Annotated in this window: 18 protein-coding genes and 1 pseudogene; 14 read left to right on the top strand and 5 right to left on the bottom strand. The window is 61.0% G+C overall.

Annotated elements, in window-relative coordinates; genetic code table 11:
• Positions 1-2 precede the first annotated feature (2 nt).
• On the bottom strand, positions 3-1316 hold the full coding sequence (locus AC1DWQ_RS00635) for an O-acetylhomoserine aminocarboxypropyltransferase (protein ID WP_477667911.1): 1314 nt from the start codon (positions 1314-1316) through the stop codon (positions 3-5).
• A 171-nt stretch (positions 1317-1487) separates the two neighbouring features.
• On the opposite strand from AC1DWQ_RS00635, the gene AC1DWQ_RS00630 reads away from it, so the two are divergent.
• The 4 genes from AC1DWQ_RS00630 (at position 1488) to AC1DWQ_RS00615 (ending at position 4218) form a co-directional block, all read left to right on the top strand.
• A complete protein-coding gene (locus AC1DWQ_RS00630; protein WP_457280097.1) occupies positions 1488-1943 on the top strand; it encodes a CBS domain-containing protein in 456 nt (151 codons plus the stop codon).
• Between the two features lie 150 nt (positions 1944-2093).
• On the top strand, positions 2094-3308 hold the full coding sequence (locus AC1DWQ_RS00625; protein ID WP_477667910.1) for an MFS transporter: 1215 nt from the start codon (positions 2094-2096) through the stop codon (positions 3306-3308).
• A gap of 36 nt (positions 3309-3344) precedes the next feature.
• Complete coding sequence (locus AC1DWQ_RS00620) at positions 3345-3794, top strand: hypothetical protein (protein WP_477667909.1); 450 nt, start codon at positions 3345-3347, stop codon at positions 3792-3794.
• A gap of 31 nt (positions 3795-3825) precedes the next feature.
• Complete coding sequence (locus AC1DWQ_RS00615; protein WP_477667908.1) at positions 3826-4218, top strand: hypothetical protein; 393 nt, start codon at positions 3826-3828, stop codon at positions 4216-4218.
• Positions 4219-4332: 114 nt separating this feature from the next.
• On the opposite strand, the gene AC1DWQ_RS00610 is transcribed toward AC1DWQ_RS00615, so the two are convergent.
• Positions 4333-5553: a polyhydroxyalkanoate depolymerase gene (locus AC1DWQ_RS00610; RefSeq protein WP_477667907.1), complete on the bottom strand. Its 1221-nt coding sequence runs from the start codon at positions 5551-5553 to the stop codon at positions 4333-4335.
• Positions 5554-5722: 169 nt separating this feature from the next.
• Here AC1DWQ_RS00610 and AC1DWQ_RS00605 point away from each other — a divergent pair, with 169 nt between their 5' ends.
• Entirely contained in the window at positions 5723-6379 is a 657-nt protein-coding gene (locus tag AC1DWQ_RS00605; RefSeq protein WP_477667906.1) for a glutathione S-transferase, read from the top strand.
• Positions 6380-6605: 226 nt separating this feature from the next.
• On the opposite strand, the gene AC1DWQ_RS00600 is transcribed toward AC1DWQ_RS00605, so the two are convergent.
• The gene (locus AC1DWQ_RS00600) at positions 6606-7028 is read right to left on the bottom strand and encodes a cupin domain-containing protein (RefSeq protein WP_092130677.1); all 423 of its coding nucleotides are present in this window, start codon (positions 7026-7028) and stop codon (positions 6606-6608) included.
• A 305-nt stretch (positions 7029-7333) separates the two neighbouring features.
• Between AC1DWQ_RS00600 and AC1DWQ_RS00595 the strand changes: the two genes are divergently transcribed.
• From AC1DWQ_RS00595 to aroC, 3 genes are all read left to right on the top strand, one after another.
• Positions 7334-7780: a hypothetical protein gene (locus tag AC1DWQ_RS00595; RefSeq protein ID WP_477667905.1), complete on the top strand. Its 447-nt coding sequence runs from the start codon at positions 7334-7336 to the stop codon at positions 7778-7780.
• A 33-nt stretch (positions 7781-7813) separates the two neighbouring features.
• Positions 7814-8416, top strand: a complete 603-nt coding sequence (locus AC1DWQ_RS00590) for a hypothetical protein (protein WP_477667904.1) — start codon at positions 7814-7816, stop codon at positions 8414-8416.
• Positions 8417-8529: 113 nt separating this feature from the next.
• The gene (gene aroC / locus AC1DWQ_RS00585) at positions 8530-9627 is read left to right on the top strand and encodes a chorismate synthase (protein ID WP_477667903.1); all 1098 of its coding nucleotides are present in this window, start codon (positions 8530-8532) and stop codon (positions 9625-9627) included.
• A gap of 142 nt (positions 9628-9769) precedes the next feature.
• Here aroC and AC1DWQ_RS00580 read toward each other — a convergent pair whose 3' ends face one another.
• Positions 9770-10654 carry a DMT family transporter gene (locus AC1DWQ_RS00580; RefSeq protein WP_477667902.1) on the bottom strand — a complete coding sequence of 295 codons (885 nt, stop codon included), beginning with the start codon at positions 10652-10654 and terminating at the stop codon, positions 9770-9772.
• Between the two features lie 143 nt (positions 10655-10797).
• Between AC1DWQ_RS00580 and AC1DWQ_RS00575 the strand changes: the two are divergent.
• A pseudogene (locus AC1DWQ_RS00575) lies at positions 10798-10956 on the top strand (short-chain dehydrogenase); the annotation flags it as partial.
• A gap of 192 nt (positions 10957-11148) precedes the next feature.
• Here AC1DWQ_RS00575 and AC1DWQ_RS00570 read toward each other — a convergent pair.
• Positions 11149-11961 (bottom strand): IclR family transcriptional regulator domain-containing protein, encoded by an 813-nt coding sequence (locus AC1DWQ_RS00570; RefSeq protein ID WP_477667901.1) that lies wholly within the window; start codon positions 11959-11961, stop codon positions 11149-11151.
• A gap of 193 nt (positions 11962-12154) precedes the next feature.
• Here AC1DWQ_RS00570 and AC1DWQ_RS00565 point away from each other — a divergent pair, with 193 nt between their 5' ends.
• From AC1DWQ_RS00565 to AC1DWQ_RS00545, 5 genes are all read left to right on the top strand, one after another.
• Positions 12155-13123, top strand: a complete 969-nt coding sequence (locus tag AC1DWQ_RS00565) for a shikimate dehydrogenase family protein (protein ID WP_477667900.1) — start codon at positions 12155-12157, stop codon at positions 13121-13123.
• Between the two features lie 27 nt (positions 13124-13150).
• On the top strand, positions 13151-14365 hold the full coding sequence (locus AC1DWQ_RS00560) for an ABC transporter substrate-binding protein (RefSeq protein ID WP_477667899.1): 1215 nt from the start codon (positions 13151-13153) through the stop codon (positions 14363-14365).
• A 117-nt stretch (positions 14366-14482) separates the two neighbouring features.
• On the top strand, positions 14483-15358 hold the full coding sequence (locus AC1DWQ_RS00555; protein WP_457280111.1) for a branched-chain amino acid ABC transporter permease: 876 nt from the start codon (positions 14483-14485) through the stop codon (positions 15356-15358).
• Complete coding sequence (locus AC1DWQ_RS00550) at positions 15355-16362, top strand: branched-chain amino acid ABC transporter permease (RefSeq protein ID WP_457280112.1); 1008 nt, start codon at positions 15355-15357, stop codon at positions 16360-16362. Before AC1DWQ_RS00555 ends, AC1DWQ_RS00550 begins: the two co-directional genes overlap by 4 nt.
• On the top strand, positions 16359-17117 hold the full coding sequence (locus AC1DWQ_RS00545; protein ID WP_457280113.1) for an ABC transporter ATP-binding protein: 759 nt from the start codon (positions 16359-16361) through the stop codon (positions 17115-17117). The genes AC1DWQ_RS00550 and AC1DWQ_RS00545 overlap by 4 nt, the downstream gene beginning before the upstream one ends.
• The last annotated feature ends 109 nt before the right edge of the window (positions 17118-17226 follow it).

Genomic DNA, 17226 nt, shown 5'->3' with positions numbered 1-17226 from the left:
CTTTAAGCCCCCGCTTTCACGGCGGCTTTTTCTGCCGCCTTGAGGGCGCGCTTGAGGTCGTCCAGCAGGTCGTCCGGGTCTTCCAGGCCAATCGACAGGCGGATCGTGCCTTGTGTGATGCCGCCGGCCGCCAGTGCTTCGTCGCTCATGCGGAAATGCGTGGTGCTGGCTGGGTGGATCACCAGGCTGCGGCAGTCGCCAACGTTGGCCAGGTGGCTAAAGACTTTCAGCGCCTCGATGAAGGCCTTGCCCTGTTCGCGGTTGCCCTTGATGTCGAAGCTGAACACCGAACCGGCGCCGCGCGGCAGCAGCTTTTTGGCCAGCGCGTGGCTGGGGTGCGATTCGAGCATGGGGTGGCCCACACGCGACACCAGCGGGTGGCTGGCAAGAAAATGCACCACCTTCTCGGTGTTGCCCATGTGCCGCGCCATGCGCAACGGCAGGGTTTCAATGCCCTGCAAAATCAGCCAGGCCGTGTGCGGGCTCATGCAGGCGCCGAAGTCTCGCAGGCCCTCACGCCGCGCGCGCAGCAGGAAGGCGCCCACGGTGCTTTCCTCGCTGAACACCATGTTGTGAAAGCCTTCGTACGCTTCGGTCAGTTCGGCAAATTTTCCGGACTTTTCCCAGTCGAAACTGCCGCCGTCCACCACCACGCCGCCAATGACCGTGCCGTGGCCGCTCAGGAACTTGGTGGCCGAGTGGTAGACCAGGTCGGCGCCGTGGTCAAAGGGCTTGATGAGCCAGGGGGAGGTGAGGGTGGAGTCCACCAGCAGCGGCACGCCGGCGTCATGGGCGATGCTCGAGACCGCTTCGATGTCCAGCACATCGAGGCCCGGGTTGCCCACGGTTTCACCGAAGAAAAGTCTGGTGTTGGGCCGCACGGCAGCGCGCCAGCCATCCAGGTCGCCGGGCTTGACGAAGGTGGTGTCGATGCCGAAACGGCGCAAGGTGTAGTGCAGCAGGTTCTGGCTGCCGCCATACAGCGCGGTGCTGGCCACGATGTGCGAACCGGCGCCCATCAAGGTGGCAATCGCCAGGTGCAACGCCGCCTGCCCGCTGGACGTGGCGATCGCGCCTATGCCGCCTTCCAGGGCCGACACGCGTTGCTCCAGCACCGCATTGGTCGGGTTGCTGATGCGCGAATAGACGTGGCCCGCACGTTCGAGGTTGAAGAGGCTGGCCGCGTGGTCGCTGGATTCGAAGACGAAAGAAGTCGTCAGGTGAATCGGCACGGCACGCGCGCCGGTGGTGGGGTCGGGCGCGGCGCCGGCGTGCAACGCCAGGGTGTCGAAGCCGGGGTCTGAGTAACCGGGCATGGGTTTGTCTCCAGTCAGAAAAAAGTGGCGGTGCGCCGGGCAATCGCAGGAGCCCGAACAGATTCTTGCAACCTGCCGTTTGATTGTGGGCTATATTTAAACTGAATTCCCTGTTGCCGCGCTGTGGTGGGACAATGAGGGCCGGCAAGCAGCACAACCGAGGAGATGGCCATGAAGGTTCTAGACATACTGCGCGTGAAGGGCAACACGCTTTACACCGTCCAGCCTGACGAACCCCTTGCCAAGGCGGCCCAGATCATGGCCGAAAAAGACATCGGCTCACTGGTCGTCATGGAGCACGGTGACCTGGTCGGCATGCTGACATTTCGCGAAGTGATTGTCTGCATCGTCAAAAACGGCGGCGAGATCGGCAGCACGCTGGTGCGTACCGCCATGGACGACCACCCGCTCACCTGCACGTCGGAGACCGAACTCGACGAAGTCCGCCGCATGATGCTGGAACGCCACGCGCGTTACATGCCCGTGATGAACCAGAAAGTCATGATGGGCGTCATCAGCCTCTACGACGTCGCCAAGGCCGTGGTGGACAGCCAGAACTTCGAAAACAAGATGCTCAAGGCCTACATCCGCGACTGGCCGGAGGAAGACGGCGCCGACCGCAGCTGAATATGAGGGGTACGGGCTTGACGGCGTTCTTTGCATAAAAGATGCCGCCAGCCCAATCAGCCCAATCAGCCCAATCAGGAGGAGCGCAAGGCGCTATCAAAATAATAGCCAGATACGCAAGGTATCTGGCCTGCTTTGCGGAGCAAGGCGATGGGAGCAGGGGTGCGCGACAACGCCAACAACGCCAACGGCCAGCTGTTTTATAGCTCCCTCTTCCTTTCCAGGCTTGCCGACCAGATACTGCTCTTCCTGGTTCCTCTGGTGGTTTTCGAAATCACGGGCAGCGTGGCCTGGTCCGGTATCGCCTTCACGGTAGAAACGCTCCCCCGCTTCCTGGCTTTTCCCGTGTGTGGCGCGCTGTGCGACCGGGTTTCGCCTCTCAAGCTTTTGCGCATCAGCCAGCTCTACCGCGCGCTCGTGTGCATCGGCGGGGCGGCCGCTTTTCAGTGGCTGGGCGGCATCGGCTGGCTGATTGCCCTGTCGGCGGTCTGCGGTGTGTTGACCACGCAGGGCCTGATGGCCCGCGAGGTCATGCTGCCGCAGATATTCAGGCAGCACCGCTTTGAAAAAGTGCTGGCCCATGCGCAGATTGCCGACCAGCTCGGCATGGTGCTGGGGCCCGTGCTGGCGTCAGTGCTGTTGCGCTGGGTGCCATGGCCCGCGGTGGTGGCAGCTACCGCGGCGCTCTTTCTGCTGGCCGACGGCGCCGTGACCTTGTGGCACCGGAAGAACCCGGTTGAGCTGGCCGCGCCCGAGACCGCCCCGGACCATTGGCTGCTGCCCATCCGCACCGCGTTTTCGCAGGTGCTGCACCTGCCGGGCCTGAAAAAAGTGATTGCGCTGGCAGCCGGCGTCAACCTGGTTATCGGCGTGACGCTCGCCACCTCGGCTGCGATGGTGACCGGGCTGCTGCAGCGCTCTGCGGGCGATTACGCGTTGCTGCAAACGGCCGGCGCTATTGCCACCGTCATCATCCTGCTGTTCATCGCCCGCACCGTGCTGCCCTTGCGCACCCTGGGCCTGGTGTCATACAGCGTGATGTTGGCCGGCGGCCTGCTCACGGGGCTGGCTGGCAACTTCTGGATGTACATCGCCGGTTTCTTGCTGGTGATCGGCTTTGACAAAATGTTCAACGTCTACATCCGCAGCCTGCGTCAGAAGATCATTCCACCGAGAGACCTCGGCAAGACCACTGGCGTGATTGTGATGCTCAACAATTTGTCGCAGCCGCTGGCGGGGATGCTGGTGGGGGTGTTTGCAGGGGTGATGGAGGGGCGTGGAGTGATTTTGGGATTGGTGGGCGCGATGGGTTTGATTGGGGCTCTGGTGGCATGGACGGAGCGGAGCGATGGCACGCGCGCATGAACACGGCTGTGCCTTTATCTTAAATATCAGGTTTGTATGAACGTAACTTCTTGCACCGAATGGGAAATCGAGTTGAACGAGGTGGATTCCACAGTGTCGTCGCTGAAAGCGCTCGTTGAACAATTAGCGCTTGCAGAGCGGTTGCCGCAAGGGCGCCTGGCGCTCAGCGCGGATGCTGGCCCGCGCCCGCTGTGGCAGCGCATTCTGGGTGCACGGCGATGGGTAGATATCTTTTTTGCGGTGGAGTGGTACGGCGAATATGCCAGTCTCATCTTTCTCGATGAAAACGGTAGCGAATACCGCGCTCTGGATCACGTAGCGCCTGTTTCGCCGTCTGAGGAAGTACGGACCAAGATCGCCCATGGTGAGATACGGCCTCACCTCATTGAAGAGTGCATGGGTAAAGACCGTGCATTCACGGCCATCAGGGAATTTCTGCAGTCGGGCGAGCGCCCTGCATGGCTGAGGTATCGCTATGTGCGGTGAGTTGCCTCCTCAAGCGTCAGGGGCCGTTGACATGGTGAAGAAATACTACGTCTGGGAAATCATCTCGTATGCATGGACCGAGATCGGAATCGAGGACACCGAATGCCGGCAACTTGTGCTGAAAGGCAATATCTCGGCGGATGACCTCAAGCTCGTCGATCGAATCATCTTCAGGGATGTCTGCGCCTCGTTTGCTTTCGACACCTTCCTGATTTTTCCGCTCATGCTGTGGATGATCATGCCTGACTGGGGATATGAAGAGAAGTACCTCAAGAAGCGTATGGAGCGTTGGTACGCCCGTCCGTATTGGCTTCACTTTCTGAACCCGATGCGATGCCTGGGCTATCCGCTTGCTGTGCTCATGGCGCTCAAGTACCGATCGATGCTGCGCAGAGTTGTGTTGAATGGGCACGATGGCGTCTAGGCAGAGCATCGGACTCTGCCGGCAAGCGCTCGCACACGATTCGACGTGGTGCTATTAATTCAGGAGCTGCTTGCGCCCGATTCCATTGGACTGGAGGCCGATTTTGTATGAATTTCAGCCCATGCTCGAGTGAATCATCTCCCGGACCCGCGGGTAGATTTGCTGATTCCACTTGCGTCCGCTGAACACCCCATAGTGCCCCACGCCGGTCTGCACATGGTGGGTTTTCATGTAGGGCCGGATGCCGGTGCACAGATCCTGCGCCGCTACCGTTTGCCCTACGGCGCAGATGTCGTCGCGTTCCCCTTCAACCGTCATGAGTGCCGTGCGGCGAATGGCAGCAGGTTTGACGAGACGGCCGCGATAGCTGAGCTTGCCCAGCGGCAGATCGTAGGTCTGGAAGACTTTTTCGACCGTTTCGAGATAGAACTCGGCTGGTAAATCGTTCACGGCCAGGTACTCGTCGTAAAACACGCGGATGATATTGGCCTTTTCCACATCACCGTCCACGAGGTGCTGGTACATGTCCTGGAAGGATTTTTTGTGCCGGTCCAGGTTCATGCTCAGAAAAGCGCTGAGCTGCACAAAACCGGGATACACGCGGCGCATGTAGCCGGCGTGCGGAAGCGGCACATGGCTGATCAGGTTTTTCTCGAACCACTCAATCGGCTGGCTGGTGGCCAGTGTGTTGACGCCTGTCGGGTTCACGCGGCAGTCCACCGGGCCGGCCATCAGGGTCAGGCTGCGTGGCTGGGCCGGGTCGTCGTCTTCAGCCATGATGGCGGTAGCCGCCAGTGCCGCCACGCAGGGCTGGCACACCGCCACCACATGGGTGCCGGGGCCAATAGCCTGGGTGAAGCGGATCATGTGGTCGATGTAGTCGTCCAGCGCAAACGGGCCGTGCCTTAGGGACACATCGCGCGCGTTGTGCCAGTCGGTGATGTACACGTCGTGGTCTTGCAGCAGGGTGCGCACGGTTTCGCGCAGCAGCGTGGCAAAGTGACCCGACAGCGGCGCTACCAGCAGCACCGGCGGCTGGAAGGGCAGGCCTGCGGGTGTTTCCTTGCGAAAGCGCAGCAGGGTGCCAAAGGGCATGGACAGAACGGTTTCTTCCGTCACGGCAAGTTCGCGCTCGCCCACCTTCACCGAGCTGATGCCGTAGGCCGGCCGGGTATGCGTCAGCCGCAGGCGTGAAAACACCTCCATGGACGCCGAAATCTTGCGGAGCAGGCTGCCTTCGGTTTTACCCAGCCAGAATGCCGCGCTACCGCCTTGGGCGAACAGGCGAAACGGCGACAGCAGGTCGGACTGGGTTTGGTAGGCCTGGTAAAGCATGGTTGTCCTGACATGAATCGGAATTCGTTGTCTCTTTGTCTCTGCCAGTCCATGCAGGCAAGTTACGGGCCAGTCGGAGCCGAAAAATGCAGGCTGGCATAAGCCTTGCGGGAGTTCATGCACCCATCCTGCTAGCCAGCAGGGCCTTTCCGGTTCAAGGAGCATGTGCATGGCCAAAGCCATCCTGACGATCAGCAGCAAGAACTACGGAGCGTGGGCTCTGCGCGGCTGGCTGCTGGCGAAGTTCGCGGGGCTGGAATTCACCGAAAAAGTGATTTCACCGGATGACCCGGCGATGAAAGCCGAAATGCTGCTGCTTTCGTCCAGCATGCTGGTGCCGTCGCTGCAGCACGGCAACGTCAAGGTGTGGGACACCCTGGCGATTGCCGAATACCTCAATGAAATCAAGCCTAAAGCCCAGTTGCTGCCCGCGGACATCAAGGTGCGGGCGCATTGCCGTGCGGTGTGCGGTGAGATGCATTCAGGCTTTGCCTCCATGCGCGCTGCGCTGCCGATGAACATCAAGGCCCATTTTTCGGGCTTCAAGGTCTGGTCCCGCGCGCAGGCCGACATCGACCGCGTGCTGGAAATCTGGAAGGAATGCCTGGCCACCTATGGCGGCCCCTATCTGTTCGGCAAGCAGCTGTCGGTGGCCGATGCCATGTATGCGCCGGTGGTTACCCGGTTTCTCACTTACGACGTGCCGCTGGACAAGGCTTGCACGGCGTATTGCAAGCGGGTGATGGAGTTGCCGGCTATGAAGGAGTGGGTGGCTGAGGCTCGGAAGGAGCCGGATGACATTGATGAGTTGGATGCAGAATTTTGAACACCCCCGTCCAGGCTCACTGCGTGTAGCCTGTTCCCCCCTTGCAGGGGGCGGCGCCTGGGGCCGGCGAAGCCGGACCCGCGGCCCCCACTGGTGAAATACCCCCGCTACATACGCCCTGAAATCTTCAAGCCAGCATGAGCCGCGGGACTGGCTTTGCCAGACCGCAGGCGGGCGGCCCCCTCGGGGGGCAGGGAGCTACACGAAGTGAGCGACCGTGGGGGCGCTATTTCCAGGGGGTAGGTGGCGGAATTTCGCAGACCGGGTCTACGTCTATGGATTTGAAGTCCGCTGGCCCGACGATTTCCAGGTATTCCATGTCGGGTGAGTAGTCGAACAGGAAATGCTTGATGCCTGGTCGCTGGTGCACCACGTCACCGGCCTCGACCAGGGTTTCCTTGTCTTCGTACATAAAGCGGGCCCAGCCCTTGGTCATGATGACGATCTGGAAATCTGCCTCATGACGGTGCCATCCCGTGCCTGTTTCTGGTGCCATATTGGCCTTCACAAGGTGCGCGATGACTTTGCCGTTGGTCGCGTCGGCAATGCCGAGGTCACGGTACAGGAAAAAGTCGCGCAAACCACCGGAGACAAACTGCGTGTCGCCAGGCTTGACATGGGAAAACTTGGTCGCGGTGCGGTCCAGCATGGGGTGCTCCTGTTCAATCAAGACATCCAACTCGGGATTGGTGCGGTGCAGCAAGCATGAAGTGTTCCAGAGTGTGTGCGGCGTGGGCTACACCGCTGGCTGCACAGCCAGGGCGACAAAGAGGGGCCTTTGCAAAGCTATAGTTCAGGAACGTCTAAACCTCCACCCATCCGACTCAAAGGCGTTTGACATGTGGCCCAAGCTCATTCGTTTCCTCAAGGGGGAGCGGAGACCTGACCCTTTCTTCAAGCGAGGGCCGGGCTTGACCGGTTTTGTTGACACTTTCACCTTAGAAGACACTGTCCATGCGTCCATCGTTGAAGACCCGAAAGCCCATTGACCAACTCAAGCCGGAAGACCTCATCGCTTTTCCCATCTGGGAGTTCGCAAGCGACGAGGAAGGGGATGAAGAGCAGGACGAAACCTGGGTTCGTCCTCATCCGGCGAAGATGATGGGCCCGGACCTTTACGACCTGTCCGTTGCTGCTGATTTCCTTGCTTCCTCGGGCCAGATGTTCACCGGCTTTGTTGGCGTGACCACGGCTGGCGATCTCGAGTTTGGGCATGGGGTGCTGCTGCATGAAAACGACCACATCTTCGTTCCCTCGGCCGAGTACCCGCAGGCAAAAAAGGAACGCAAGGCGGTTGCGGCCGCGCTGCGCATGAAAGAGTCTCAGGTTTTCCCGCTCAAGTTCACATTACGTGTTCTTCTGCAGGGCGAAGTTGCACCGCGCCGTGGTGAGTTCGCGTAGTCGCAGTGCGGCAAGCAACAAAACGTTCGCATCATGTCTGTTCTGGATCGACCATTCTTCAATCTGTCTGTGATCAAGGCACCGGTGGCCGAGGTTGCCCAGGCGTTTGATCGCTATCCGCCAATGCGGGTTCATGGCAGCCCAACCTCGTTTGTCTTGCCAGAACAGCCGTACACGGAAGACAAAGGCGCGCCGCCGCTCATTCTGTGGTCACCGGCTAACGCACCTGGGCTAACGGTTTTTATGCCTCACCTGTCTGCGGGAGATGGTTACGTACCAGCTTACGCGCAGTCGACGTTTCGCTTTGATGTAATTTCAATTCGAAGTACCGCTGATGATTGCCGGAAGGACGCCGTGAATGAATTTTCTGCTTATTCCCAAGGCGCTTTGTTGCGCTTTGTCCGTGTAATGAGTGACAACCCAGGTTGGGACTTCTATCAAAAGGGAGATCCTTTGTCCTTCGAAAACCTGGAAAAGTATCAGTTGCGATTAAAGCGGAAACGATTGCAGCGAGGCGATGTGCTTGCCTGCGTTGAATCCTGGGGAGCTCCAATCACATCGGCAATGTTCTGGCGCAGCGACTTTTCCGCTGTTACCTTCTTGCCGAAAGGGCCGGCCCCTTCGGCATTGGTCTGACATGACCACGAGAAACCAGCGCTACGCACACGCCGGGTTTGTCCGGGCTTGTCAACGGCGGGCCTGAATCAGGCTGTCCGTGCCCCCTCAGCCCCCTCTGGGATAATCCCCCCATGAGCGGAAATACCTTCGGAACCCTATTCGCAGTCACCAACTTCGGTGAATCCCACGGCCCGGCCATTGGCTGCGTGATTGACGGCTGCCCGCCCGGCATGGACTTGAGTGAGGCCGACATCCAGGGCGACCTGGACCGCCGCCGGCCAGGCACCAGCCGGCATGTGACCCAGCGCAATGAGCCCGACGCTGTCGAGATCCTCTCCGGCGTGTACGAGGGCAAGACCACGGGCACCCCCATCTGCCTCCTGATCAGGAACACCGACCAGCGCAGCAAGGACTACGGCAACATCCTGGAAACCTTCCGCCCAGGCCATGCCGACTACACCTACCTGCACAAATACGGCCGGCGCGACCCGCGCGGCGGTGGCCGTGCCTCCGCCCGCCTGACGGCGCCCATGGTGGCAGCCGGCGCGGTGGCCAAGAAGTGGCTGGCTGAAAAATACGGCACCACCTTTCGCGGCTGCATGACGCAGATCGGCGACATCGCGATTCCGTTTGAATCGTGGGAACACGTGCCGGGCAACCCGTTCTTCGCGCCGGTCGCCGACGTCTCGAAACTGGAAGACTACATGGACGCGCTGCGCAAGGCGGGCGACTCCTGCGGCGCGCGCATTCGTGTCACAGCATCCAAGGTGCCGGTGGGCCTGGGCGATCCGCTCTTTGACAAGCTGGACGCTGACATCGCTTTCGCCATGATGGGCATCAACGCCGTCAAGGGCGTTGAAATTGGCGCCGGCTTTGCCAGCGTCACGCAGCGCGGCACCGCGCACGGCGACGGTCTGTCGCCTGAGGGCTTTCAGTCGAACAACGCCGGCGGTGTACTGGGTGGCATCAGCACGGGGCAAGACCTGGAGGTGTCCATCGCCATCAAGCCGACGAGCTCGATCATCACGCCGCGCCAGTCGATCGACACCGCAGGCAACCCCGCCGAGGTGGTGACGAAGGGCCGGCACGACCCTTGTGTCGGCATTCGCGCCACGCCGATTGCCGAGGCCATGCTGGCCCTGGTGGTAATGGAGCATGCGCTGCGCCAGCGTGCGCAGAATGCGGATGTGGTGGTCGCCACGCCCAACATCATGCGAAACCGAAAATAAATCTGCTGCGCGGCCCGATCTCGCATCTGCGGTCCTCACCGTACGGGTGGGTGTACGGCTCCGGTCCTCGACACGACCTCGGGCTGCTCGGGCCGCTCGCCACGATTTCTTTACGACTTCGCGCCGGTGCGTGCCTTAAGCTTTATGGCTCAGGTGGCGCAGCCCGAAACGGGTTAAAACCCGTGATCAGCGCGGTGGCCGATAACACCAGGATGCAACCGGGCAACATGCTGATCGTCACCGGCTCCCCCAGAAACAGCCCGCCCCAGGTCACGCCGAACAGCGGAATCATGAAGGCCGCCGACGTGGTGGCGCTGGCCGGAATCTCGCGCATCAGCCGCATGCTGATCCAGTACATAAACCCGGAAGTAAACGTGCCCAGCACCGTAACGGCAGCCACGGCGCCCGGCGTCAGAACAGCCGAGGGTGCGGCGATTCCGCCCGGTATGAGCAGGATCAGGGCCGCGGCCACATGCACCACCGCTGACGAAGGCAGCGGCGAATAGGCCATGGTGGCACGTTTCATGAGGATGGCGCCGAAGCCGTAGCTGGCCGACGCGGCGACGCAGGCCAACGCCGCCAGCACGACCCGGGGCGTGACGGCGACGGGCCCCAGTTGCACCAGCAGCGCGACGCCGGCAAAGCCGACCGCGCAGCCGAGCAGGCGGATGCGGGTGAGTTTTTCCTCGCCGGCCAGCGCGGCGGCCATCACGCCGAAGAGCGGCACCGTGGCATTGAGCACCGCCGAATAGCCCGACGGGATGACCAGCGCGGCCCAGTTGTACAGCACAAAGGGAACCACCACCGACAGCATGCTCAGCAGCGCCAGCCGGGGCCACGCCTCGCGCGGCGGCCATTGGCCGCGCAGCCTGCTCATCAGCAGACCCAGCACGATTGCGGCCAGGACGCAGCGGGTGGCCGCTACCACCCACGGCCCCAGGGCAGGGCTGGCGATACGCAGCAGGGGAAATGATGCGCCCCAGAGGGCGGACATCGCGATGAGCTGGAGGAAGTGTCGGGTTTGCATCAAACGCCGCTCGGGCGGCAACAAAAGCGGCAATGGAAAAGATGGCTGCCTTGATTGTGCAAGATTCGGCCCGACGCTGCAGCGGCCGCAAGGCATGGCTGGGGCGAAGGCGCGAATCTTTCCTACACCGCGCCAGGCGCGGGCCACTCGTCATCAAGGACTTCGGCAGGAAGACCGACATGAGGCGGCCGGTGCAACCTGAGGAGTTGTCGCCTGCTTATGTATTTCTGGCTTCTCCTGTTTGTTCCAGTTATGTCACGGGGATTGTTTTACCGTTGACGGGGAGTGTTGGGGTGGTTTGATTCATTAGTGAAAATGGCTTTTGACTAATAGGGATAAGCGCGGGCAGCTATTGAATTGATAGCGAATCTTGAGGCTGGATCTTGCTCCGGCTTGGGCGTTCTCTACTGAGAGCGGCTGGCCGGGCAACCCCCGGCCAGCCACCCTCAGCAAAGCGCGCATCGCCAGAGCAAGAACCGCCCTGGCAGATGCACTCAAATCAGGTTTCTCATCGCCTGCGCCGTCTCCCGCAACACCGACAAAACCCGTCCCCCCGCATCCTCACTCGACTCATGCCCCATGGGCATGGTCACGCTGAGCGCCCCGGCCACTTCCCCGTGCCGGTCCCGCAGCGGTACGGCAATACCGCGGTAATTGAGTTCCAGCTGCTGCTCGGAAATCGCCCATCCTTGTGCCCGCACGCGCGCCAGTTCGATCCGCAGGCGGTCCTTGCTGGCGATTGTGTATGAGGTGTAGGCCTTGAGCTCGTGGTTGGCCAGCCAGGTTTCCAGCCAGGCGGGGTCGCGCATCGACAGCATTAAAAGGCCCGCTGCCGTGACCTGGGCCTGCACGCGTGAGCCCAGCACGTAGCCGGTGTTCATGGCGCGGCTGGAGCCGTTGCGGGCGATATAGACGATGTCGTCTCCGTCCATCACGCTCACGTACGCGCTCTCCTGGGTGCCGGCGGTCACGCGCTGCAAAAAGGGTTGCACGATGCGCGGCAGGCGGGCCGACTCCAGGTAGGACTGGCCCAGGCGAAGCACCCGCGGCGTCAGCCAGAAGAGCTTGCCGTCGCCGGCGACATACCCCAGGTGCTCCAGCGTCAGCAAATAGCGGCGGGCGGCCGTGCGTGTCATGCCGCAGCGCGCGCCGGCCTGGCTGGCGGTCAGGCGTGGGTTGGCGTCGTCAAAACATTCGATGACGGACAGGCCTTTTTCCAGCCCGGCAATCCAGTCGCGCTTGTCCAGCGTGGAAGGGCTGGGGGCCTGCAATGTAGAGGGTGAAATGGGGAGTTTGGCCGCAGTCATTTGCTGAAGTATTCACAAGAGGGTTTCAACGCAGGCATAGGTCAAACCCTTGTTTCGTTCGATCATCGATCTTTATTGAGCGATCATCGATCAATTTGGTGATAAACCTGTTGGGATTCCTGAGGCTAGCTACTAAAGTTCACACCAAATCTGGCAGTTTCAATCGATTATCGAACGTTTTAGGCAATCCAGCATGTTTTCCACCATTCAGGGCAATACCGACGTGTATCTGATCCCCGGCGATCCGGTCGGGCAGGTGCGTGCGCCGGAGGTGTTCAACCTGATCTTCAAGACGCTGGGTATTGATGCTGTCCTTGTCCCGGTGCATGTGGCCGCCGGGGACATCCAGGCTTTTGTGAAAGCCGCTTTCCTGGCCAGGAACGTCAAAGGCATGTTGCTGACCATCCCGCACAAGGCAGAAGTGATGAGCCTGCTTTCGCATTGCAATGACGCGGGCCGGGTAGCCGGTGCGGTGAATGGCATTCGCCGTAACGCAGCCGGTGAACTGGAAGGTGCCTTGTTTGATGGCAAAGGGTTTGTCCTGTCGCTGGACTATTTCGGTGTGGCCTACGCCGGCAAGCGCGTGTTGATACTGGGCGCAGGCGGCGCGGCAGCCGCGATTACCGCTTCACTCGCGATGGCGGGAAACCAGTCGCCGGCCGCCATTTCGCTGTATGACCCGGCGCCCGGCAAGGCGCAGGTGCTGGCCGACCAGATTACCGCCGCTATGCCGCTGTCAAACGCAAGCATCGCGGCTGTGAGCAGCGGTGACCCTTCGGGCCATGACGTGGTGGTGAATGCCTCACCGCTGGGGCTCAGGGCCGATGATCCCCTGCCGTGCGATGTCTCCCGCATGGCGCCGCATGCGGCCGTCATGGACATCCTCATGAAGAACCAGCCGACGCCGCTGGTTCGCGCTGCCCGCGAGCGCGGTCTGACCGCACAGCCCGGATTTGAGATGCTGATCCAGCAGGTGCCGGACTACCTGGATTTTTTTGGGCATGCCGCAGCGGCGCAGGCCGTTCGCCGCGATGCCACTTTTATCCGTGGGCATTTGTACCCCGCCACGATGGCCGGTGAAATCAGGCGCCCCTTCCAGACCACACCATCTGACAGTGTTCCCATCCCAGGAGTCGGGGAAGCACGACTCGCATCACCTTGATTTTTTAACCCCCCAGAGGAGACAACCATGAAAAAACGATTCGCTCTCAAATTGATAGCTGCTTGCGCGCTTGCAGTAAGTGCCAGCGCTGGTTTTGCGCAAGACGTCATCAAGATCGCCAACATTGTCGAGCTGTCCGGCGGCGGCGCCACGGCAGGCACCAACTTCAAGAACGGCGTGGAGCTGGCCGTCAGGGAAATCAATGCCAACGGCGGCATCCTGGGGAAGAAAATCCAGACAACCACCGCTGATACGCAAAGCAATGCGGGCGTGGCCAAGGGGCTGACGCAAAAGGCCATCGATGACGACGCGTTTGCCATCTTTGGTCCGGTGTTCTCCGGCTCCATCATGGTCAGCATGGCCGAATCACGGCGCGCCGAGGTGCCCAACTTCACCGGGGGCGAGGCAGCCAGCATCACCGAGCAGGGCAACCCTTACGTGTTTCGCACCAGTTTCACGCAAGCCACTGCCATGCCCAAGGTGGCACGCTACATCAGTGACCAGGCCAAACTCAAAAGCATTGCCGTCATTTATGTGAACAACGATTTCGGCAAGGGCGGCATGGACTCGATCAGAAAAGCCCTCGCCAATTCGCCGACCAAAATCCTGAGCGAGATCTCCACCGAACCGGGCCAGGTCGACTTCTCCGCCGCGGTGCTGCGTGCCAAGCAAAGCAATGCAGACGGCGTGTTCGCCTATTCGAACGAAGAAGAGTCGGCACGCTTGCTGCGCGAGCTGCGCAAGCAGGGCTGGAACAAGCCCATCATCGGCGAAACCACCCTGACAGGCCAGAAAGTCATTGAGCTGGCCGGTGAGGCTGCCAACGGCGCGATTGCCCACGTGGGCTTGACGGTGGATGCGCCGGTGCCCGCCATCCGCGCTTTCAAAGCGAAGTTTGAGAAGGACTACAAGTACATCTCCGATCACAACGGCATGAAGGGCTACTCCGGTGTCTACGTGCTCAAGGCCGCCATCGAAAAAGCCGGCAAGCTGGACCGCAAGGCCGTGGCTGCGGCCATGAAGGGCTTGAAGGTCAACACCGACAAATATCCCGGCGCGCTGATGTACACCGAGTTCGACAACAAGGGCGACCTCGACCGCATGAGCTTCATGGTGGAAGTCAAAAACGGCAAGCAGGAAGTCATTGACATGGTTCCCCCGCTTGGCCTGGCCACCCGGGACGTGAGCAAGACCCTTCCTTTGGCACCTGCTGCTGCGGCCAAGCCAGCCGCGAAGAAGTAACTGAGTAACTGCAACCTCGGCCGGCCATGCGGGGCCGGCCGCTCATGGGGCAGGGCGCAAGCCCTTCCCATTGAGAACTCCGCTGAATACAACCGACTTTCTCCATCGGACCTTCCCATGACAGACTTTCTCCAACTCTTTTTCTCGGGCCTGGCCACCGGCAGCATTTATGCGCTGGCGGCCCTGGGCTTTACCTTGCTGTGGCAGGCCTCGGGAACGATCAACTTTGCGCAGGGTGAATTTGTCATGCTGCCGGCCTTCATGATGCTGGCCTTCATTTCGCTGGGCGCACCCATGCTGGTGAGCTTTGTGCTGGCGGTGCTGCTGGCCGTGTTGCTGCTGGGCTGGGTCTTCAAGCGGGGGGTGGTGGATCCGCTCTTCAAGTACGGCATGATGCCCATCGTCGTGGCGACCATCGGGCTTTCCATTGCCCTGCGCAATGGCGTGCGCGCCGGCTACAGCGCCGAAGCCCATCCTTTTCCGAGTCTCTTTGCCGACAAGCTGTTCAACATCGCCGGCGTCACGATAACGCTTCAGGACATCGGCACTTTTGCGCTGGCCCTGATCATCGTGATGGCGACACAGGCTTTCCTGGCCAAAACCGTCACGGGCCGTGCCATGCAGGCCGTGGCACAAAACACCGAAAGCGCTTCGGTACTGGGCATCAATGTGCCGCGCATGATTTTCTACACCTTCGCCATCAATGCCGTGCTGGCGGTGGCGGCGGCCCTGCTCGTTACGCCCACTTACCTCGCCAAGTTCGACATGGGCGAAGGCCTGGGTACCAAGGCTTTTTTTGCCGCCATCATCGGCGGTTTCAACAACTCGCGCGGCGCCTTGCTGGGCGGGCTGATTGTGGGGGTGTGCGAGAACCTGGCCGCTGCCTATATTTCTCCGGCCTACAAGGACGCCGTGGCGCTGGTTATTTTCATGGTGGTGATTCTCTTCAAGCCACAAGGCCTGCTGGGTAAAAAAGAGGAGCGCAAGGTATGAAGCTCGCCAACAACAAATTTGCCCTGGTATTGACGGTTCTGGCCGCTTTGCTGGTACTGGCGGTGCCGCAGTTCCTGAAGAGCTACGGCATCTACCTGCTGACCTACTGGCTGGTTTTTATCATTGCCACCATGGGACTGAACCTGACCATTGGCTACGCGGGCCAGAAATCGCTGGGCCACGCGGCCTTCTTCGGTATTGGCGCCTACACCGTCGCCATCCTGATGAAGGCGGGTGTCAGCTTCTGGCTTGGTTTGCCGGCTGCCGCACTGATCTGTTTTGCCGTCGGGCTGATCCTGGGTTTCCCGGCGCTGCGCGTGCAAGCCATTTACCTGGCATTCGCAACGCTGGGTTTTAACACCGCCATCTGGCTGGTCATGCGCAATGAAGAGTGGCTCACCGGAGGCACCTTTGGCATCAACAACATTGCACGGCCGTCCCTCTTCGGGTATTCGCTCGAAGGCAACCTGCCTTACTACTACTTTGTACTGGCCGTGACGGTCATCCTTTCGGGCCTGCTGTGGGGGTTGCTGCGCTCACCCTGGGGCAAGGCTTTCACGGCCTTGCGCGACAACCCGATACGGGCCGAGAGCCTGGGGGTGGACATCCGCAACTACACGCTGCTGAGTTTTGCCATTGGCGCGGCTTACGCCGGCATCGCCGGTGCGCTGTTTGCATCGCTGGTGCAGTTCATCGAGCCGGGGCCGTTTACGGTGGCCGCGTCCATCATGATGTATCTGATGGTGGTGGTCGGCGGTGCGGGTTATTTCCTGGGCCCCATCGTGGGCGCCGCCGTGGGGGTGGTGCTGCCGGAGTGGCTGCGCGATGTGCCGCTGGTGTCCAACTGGTATTTGCCGATGTTCGGCGCTGCGGTGGTGCTGTTGATGGTGTGGCTGCCCGATGGGTTGCTCAGCATTCCTGACCGTATACGGGCCAAGCGCGCAGCGCGTGAGGCGTCCCAGGCACGTGCGGCTGCAGCCAGCCGGATCGGAGCGGCATCATGACAAACGCGTTGTTAAAAGTTGCCGGGCTCAAAAAGGCCTATGGCGCCATTCAGGCTGTGGGCGGGGTCTCCTTTGAAGTCATGCCGGGGGAAATCTTTGGTGTCATCGGACCCAATGGCTCGGGTAAAACCACCATGTTCAACAGCGTGTTGGGCCAGATCAGCCCCGATGCCGGCACGATCGAACTCAACGGTAAAACCATCACCGGCCTGTCGCCGCTGGAGCTCAGCCGGCGTGGCGTGGGCCGCACCTTTCAGACCCTTCAGGTGTTCGGAAAGATGACGGTGCGCGACAACCTGATCGTGGCGGCCCAGGAGCACAAGGGCAGCCTGCTCGGCCGCATGTTCGCGCCTGGCGACTCGGGGTTGGGCGACAAGGCGGATGCGCTCATCGACCAGTTCCGCATCCGCCATGTGGCTGACAAGCTCGCCGGTACCTTGAGCTATGGCCAGCAAAAGCTGGTGGACATCGCCATGGCTTTTATGGCCGAACCGGACCTGGTGCTGCTCGACGAGCCGTGCGCGGGCGTCAATCCCAGCCTGGTGGGCGGCATCTCGTCGCTGCTCCGGGATCTGAACCAGAACCCCAAATTTGGCCGCAAGGCTTCGTTTGTGGTGATCGAGCACAACATGGATTTTGTGATGGGCCTGTGCCACCGCATCATGGTGATGGTCGAAGGCAAGGTGCTGGCCATTGGTACGCCGGCGGAGATCCGGGCCAATAAAGAGGTATTGGACGCCTATTTAGGGAACTAACCCCCTGTCTCGGCTCACTGCGTGTAGCCGGAATCCCCCTTAAGGGGGACAACCGCTGCGGCCCGGCGGAGCCGGTTCCGCGCCGTTGCTTGGAAAGAGGTCAACTGAG

The organism is Polaromonas sp. P2_G11 (genome assembly GCF_056403595.1).
The sequence above is the reverse complement of the archived record's forward strand: the minus strand, read 5'-3'. Positions and strand labels throughout refer to the sequence as shown.

Excerpts from the sequence above, each read along its gene's own strand:
- AC1DWQ_RS00635 (WP_477667911.1), bottom strand. The coding sequence starts at position 1,316 with ATGCCCGGTTACTCAGACCCCGGCTTCGACACCCTGGCGTTGCACGCC.
- AC1DWQ_RS00630 (WP_457280097.1), top strand. The coding sequence starts at position 1,488 with ATGAAGGTTCTAGACATACTGCGCGTGAAGGGCAACACGCTTTACACC.
- AC1DWQ_RS00625 (WP_477667910.1), top strand. The coding sequence starts at position 2,094 with ATGGGAGCAGGGGTGCGCGACAACGCCAACAACGCCAACGGCCAGCTG.
- AC1DWQ_RS00620 (WP_477667909.1), top strand. The coding sequence starts at position 3,345 with ATGAACGTAACTTCTTGCACCGAATGGGAAATCGAGTTGAACGAGGTG.
- AC1DWQ_RS00615 (WP_477667908.1), top strand. The coding sequence starts at position 3,826 with ATGGTGAAGAAATACTACGTCTGGGAAATCATCTCGTATGCATGGACC.
- AC1DWQ_RS00610 (WP_477667907.1), bottom strand. The coding sequence starts at position 5,553 with ATGCTTTACCAGGCCTACCAAACCCAGTCCGACCTGCTGTCGCCGTTT.
- AC1DWQ_RS00605 (WP_477667906.1), top strand. The coding sequence starts at position 5,723 with ATGGCCAAAGCCATCCTGACGATCAGCAGCAAGAACTACGGAGCGTGG.
- AC1DWQ_RS00600 (WP_092130677.1), bottom strand. The coding sequence starts at position 7,028 with ATGCTGGACCGCACCGCGACCAAGTTTTCCCATGTCAAGCCTGGCGAC.
- AC1DWQ_RS00595 (WP_477667905.1), top strand. The coding sequence starts at position 7,334 with ATGCGTCCATCGTTGAAGACCCGAAAGCCCATTGACCAACTCAAGCCG.
- AC1DWQ_RS00590 (WP_477667904.1), top strand. The coding sequence starts at position 7,814 with ATGTCTGTTCTGGATCGACCATTCTTCAATCTGTCTGTGATCAAGGCA.
- aroC (WP_477667903.1), top strand. The coding sequence starts at position 8,530 with ATGAGCGGAAATACCTTCGGAACCCTATTCGCAGTCACCAACTTCGGT.
- AC1DWQ_RS00580 (WP_477667902.1), bottom strand. The coding sequence starts at position 10,654 with ATGCAAACCCGACACTTCCTCCAGCTCATCGCGATGTCCGCCCTCTGG.
- AC1DWQ_RS00570 (WP_477667901.1), bottom strand. The coding sequence starts at position 11,961 with ATGACTGCGGCCAAACTCCCCATTTCACCCTCTACATTGCAGGCCCCC.
- AC1DWQ_RS00565 (WP_477667900.1), top strand. The coding sequence starts at position 12,155 with ATGTTTTCCACCATTCAGGGCAATACCGACGTGTATCTGATCCCCGGC.
- AC1DWQ_RS00560 (WP_477667899.1), top strand. The coding sequence starts at position 13,151 with ATGAAAAAACGATTCGCTCTCAAATTGATAGCTGCTTGCGCGCTTGCA.
- AC1DWQ_RS00555 (WP_457280111.1), top strand. The coding sequence starts at position 14,483 with ATGACAGACTTTCTCCAACTCTTTTTCTCGGGCCTGGCCACCGGCAGC.
- AC1DWQ_RS00550 (WP_457280112.1), top strand. The coding sequence starts at position 15,355 with ATGAAGCTCGCCAACAACAAATTTGCCCTGGTATTGACGGTTCTGGCC.
- AC1DWQ_RS00545 (WP_457280113.1), top strand. The coding sequence starts at position 16,359 with ATGACAAACGCGTTGTTAAAAGTTGCCGGGCTCAAAAAGGCCTATGGC.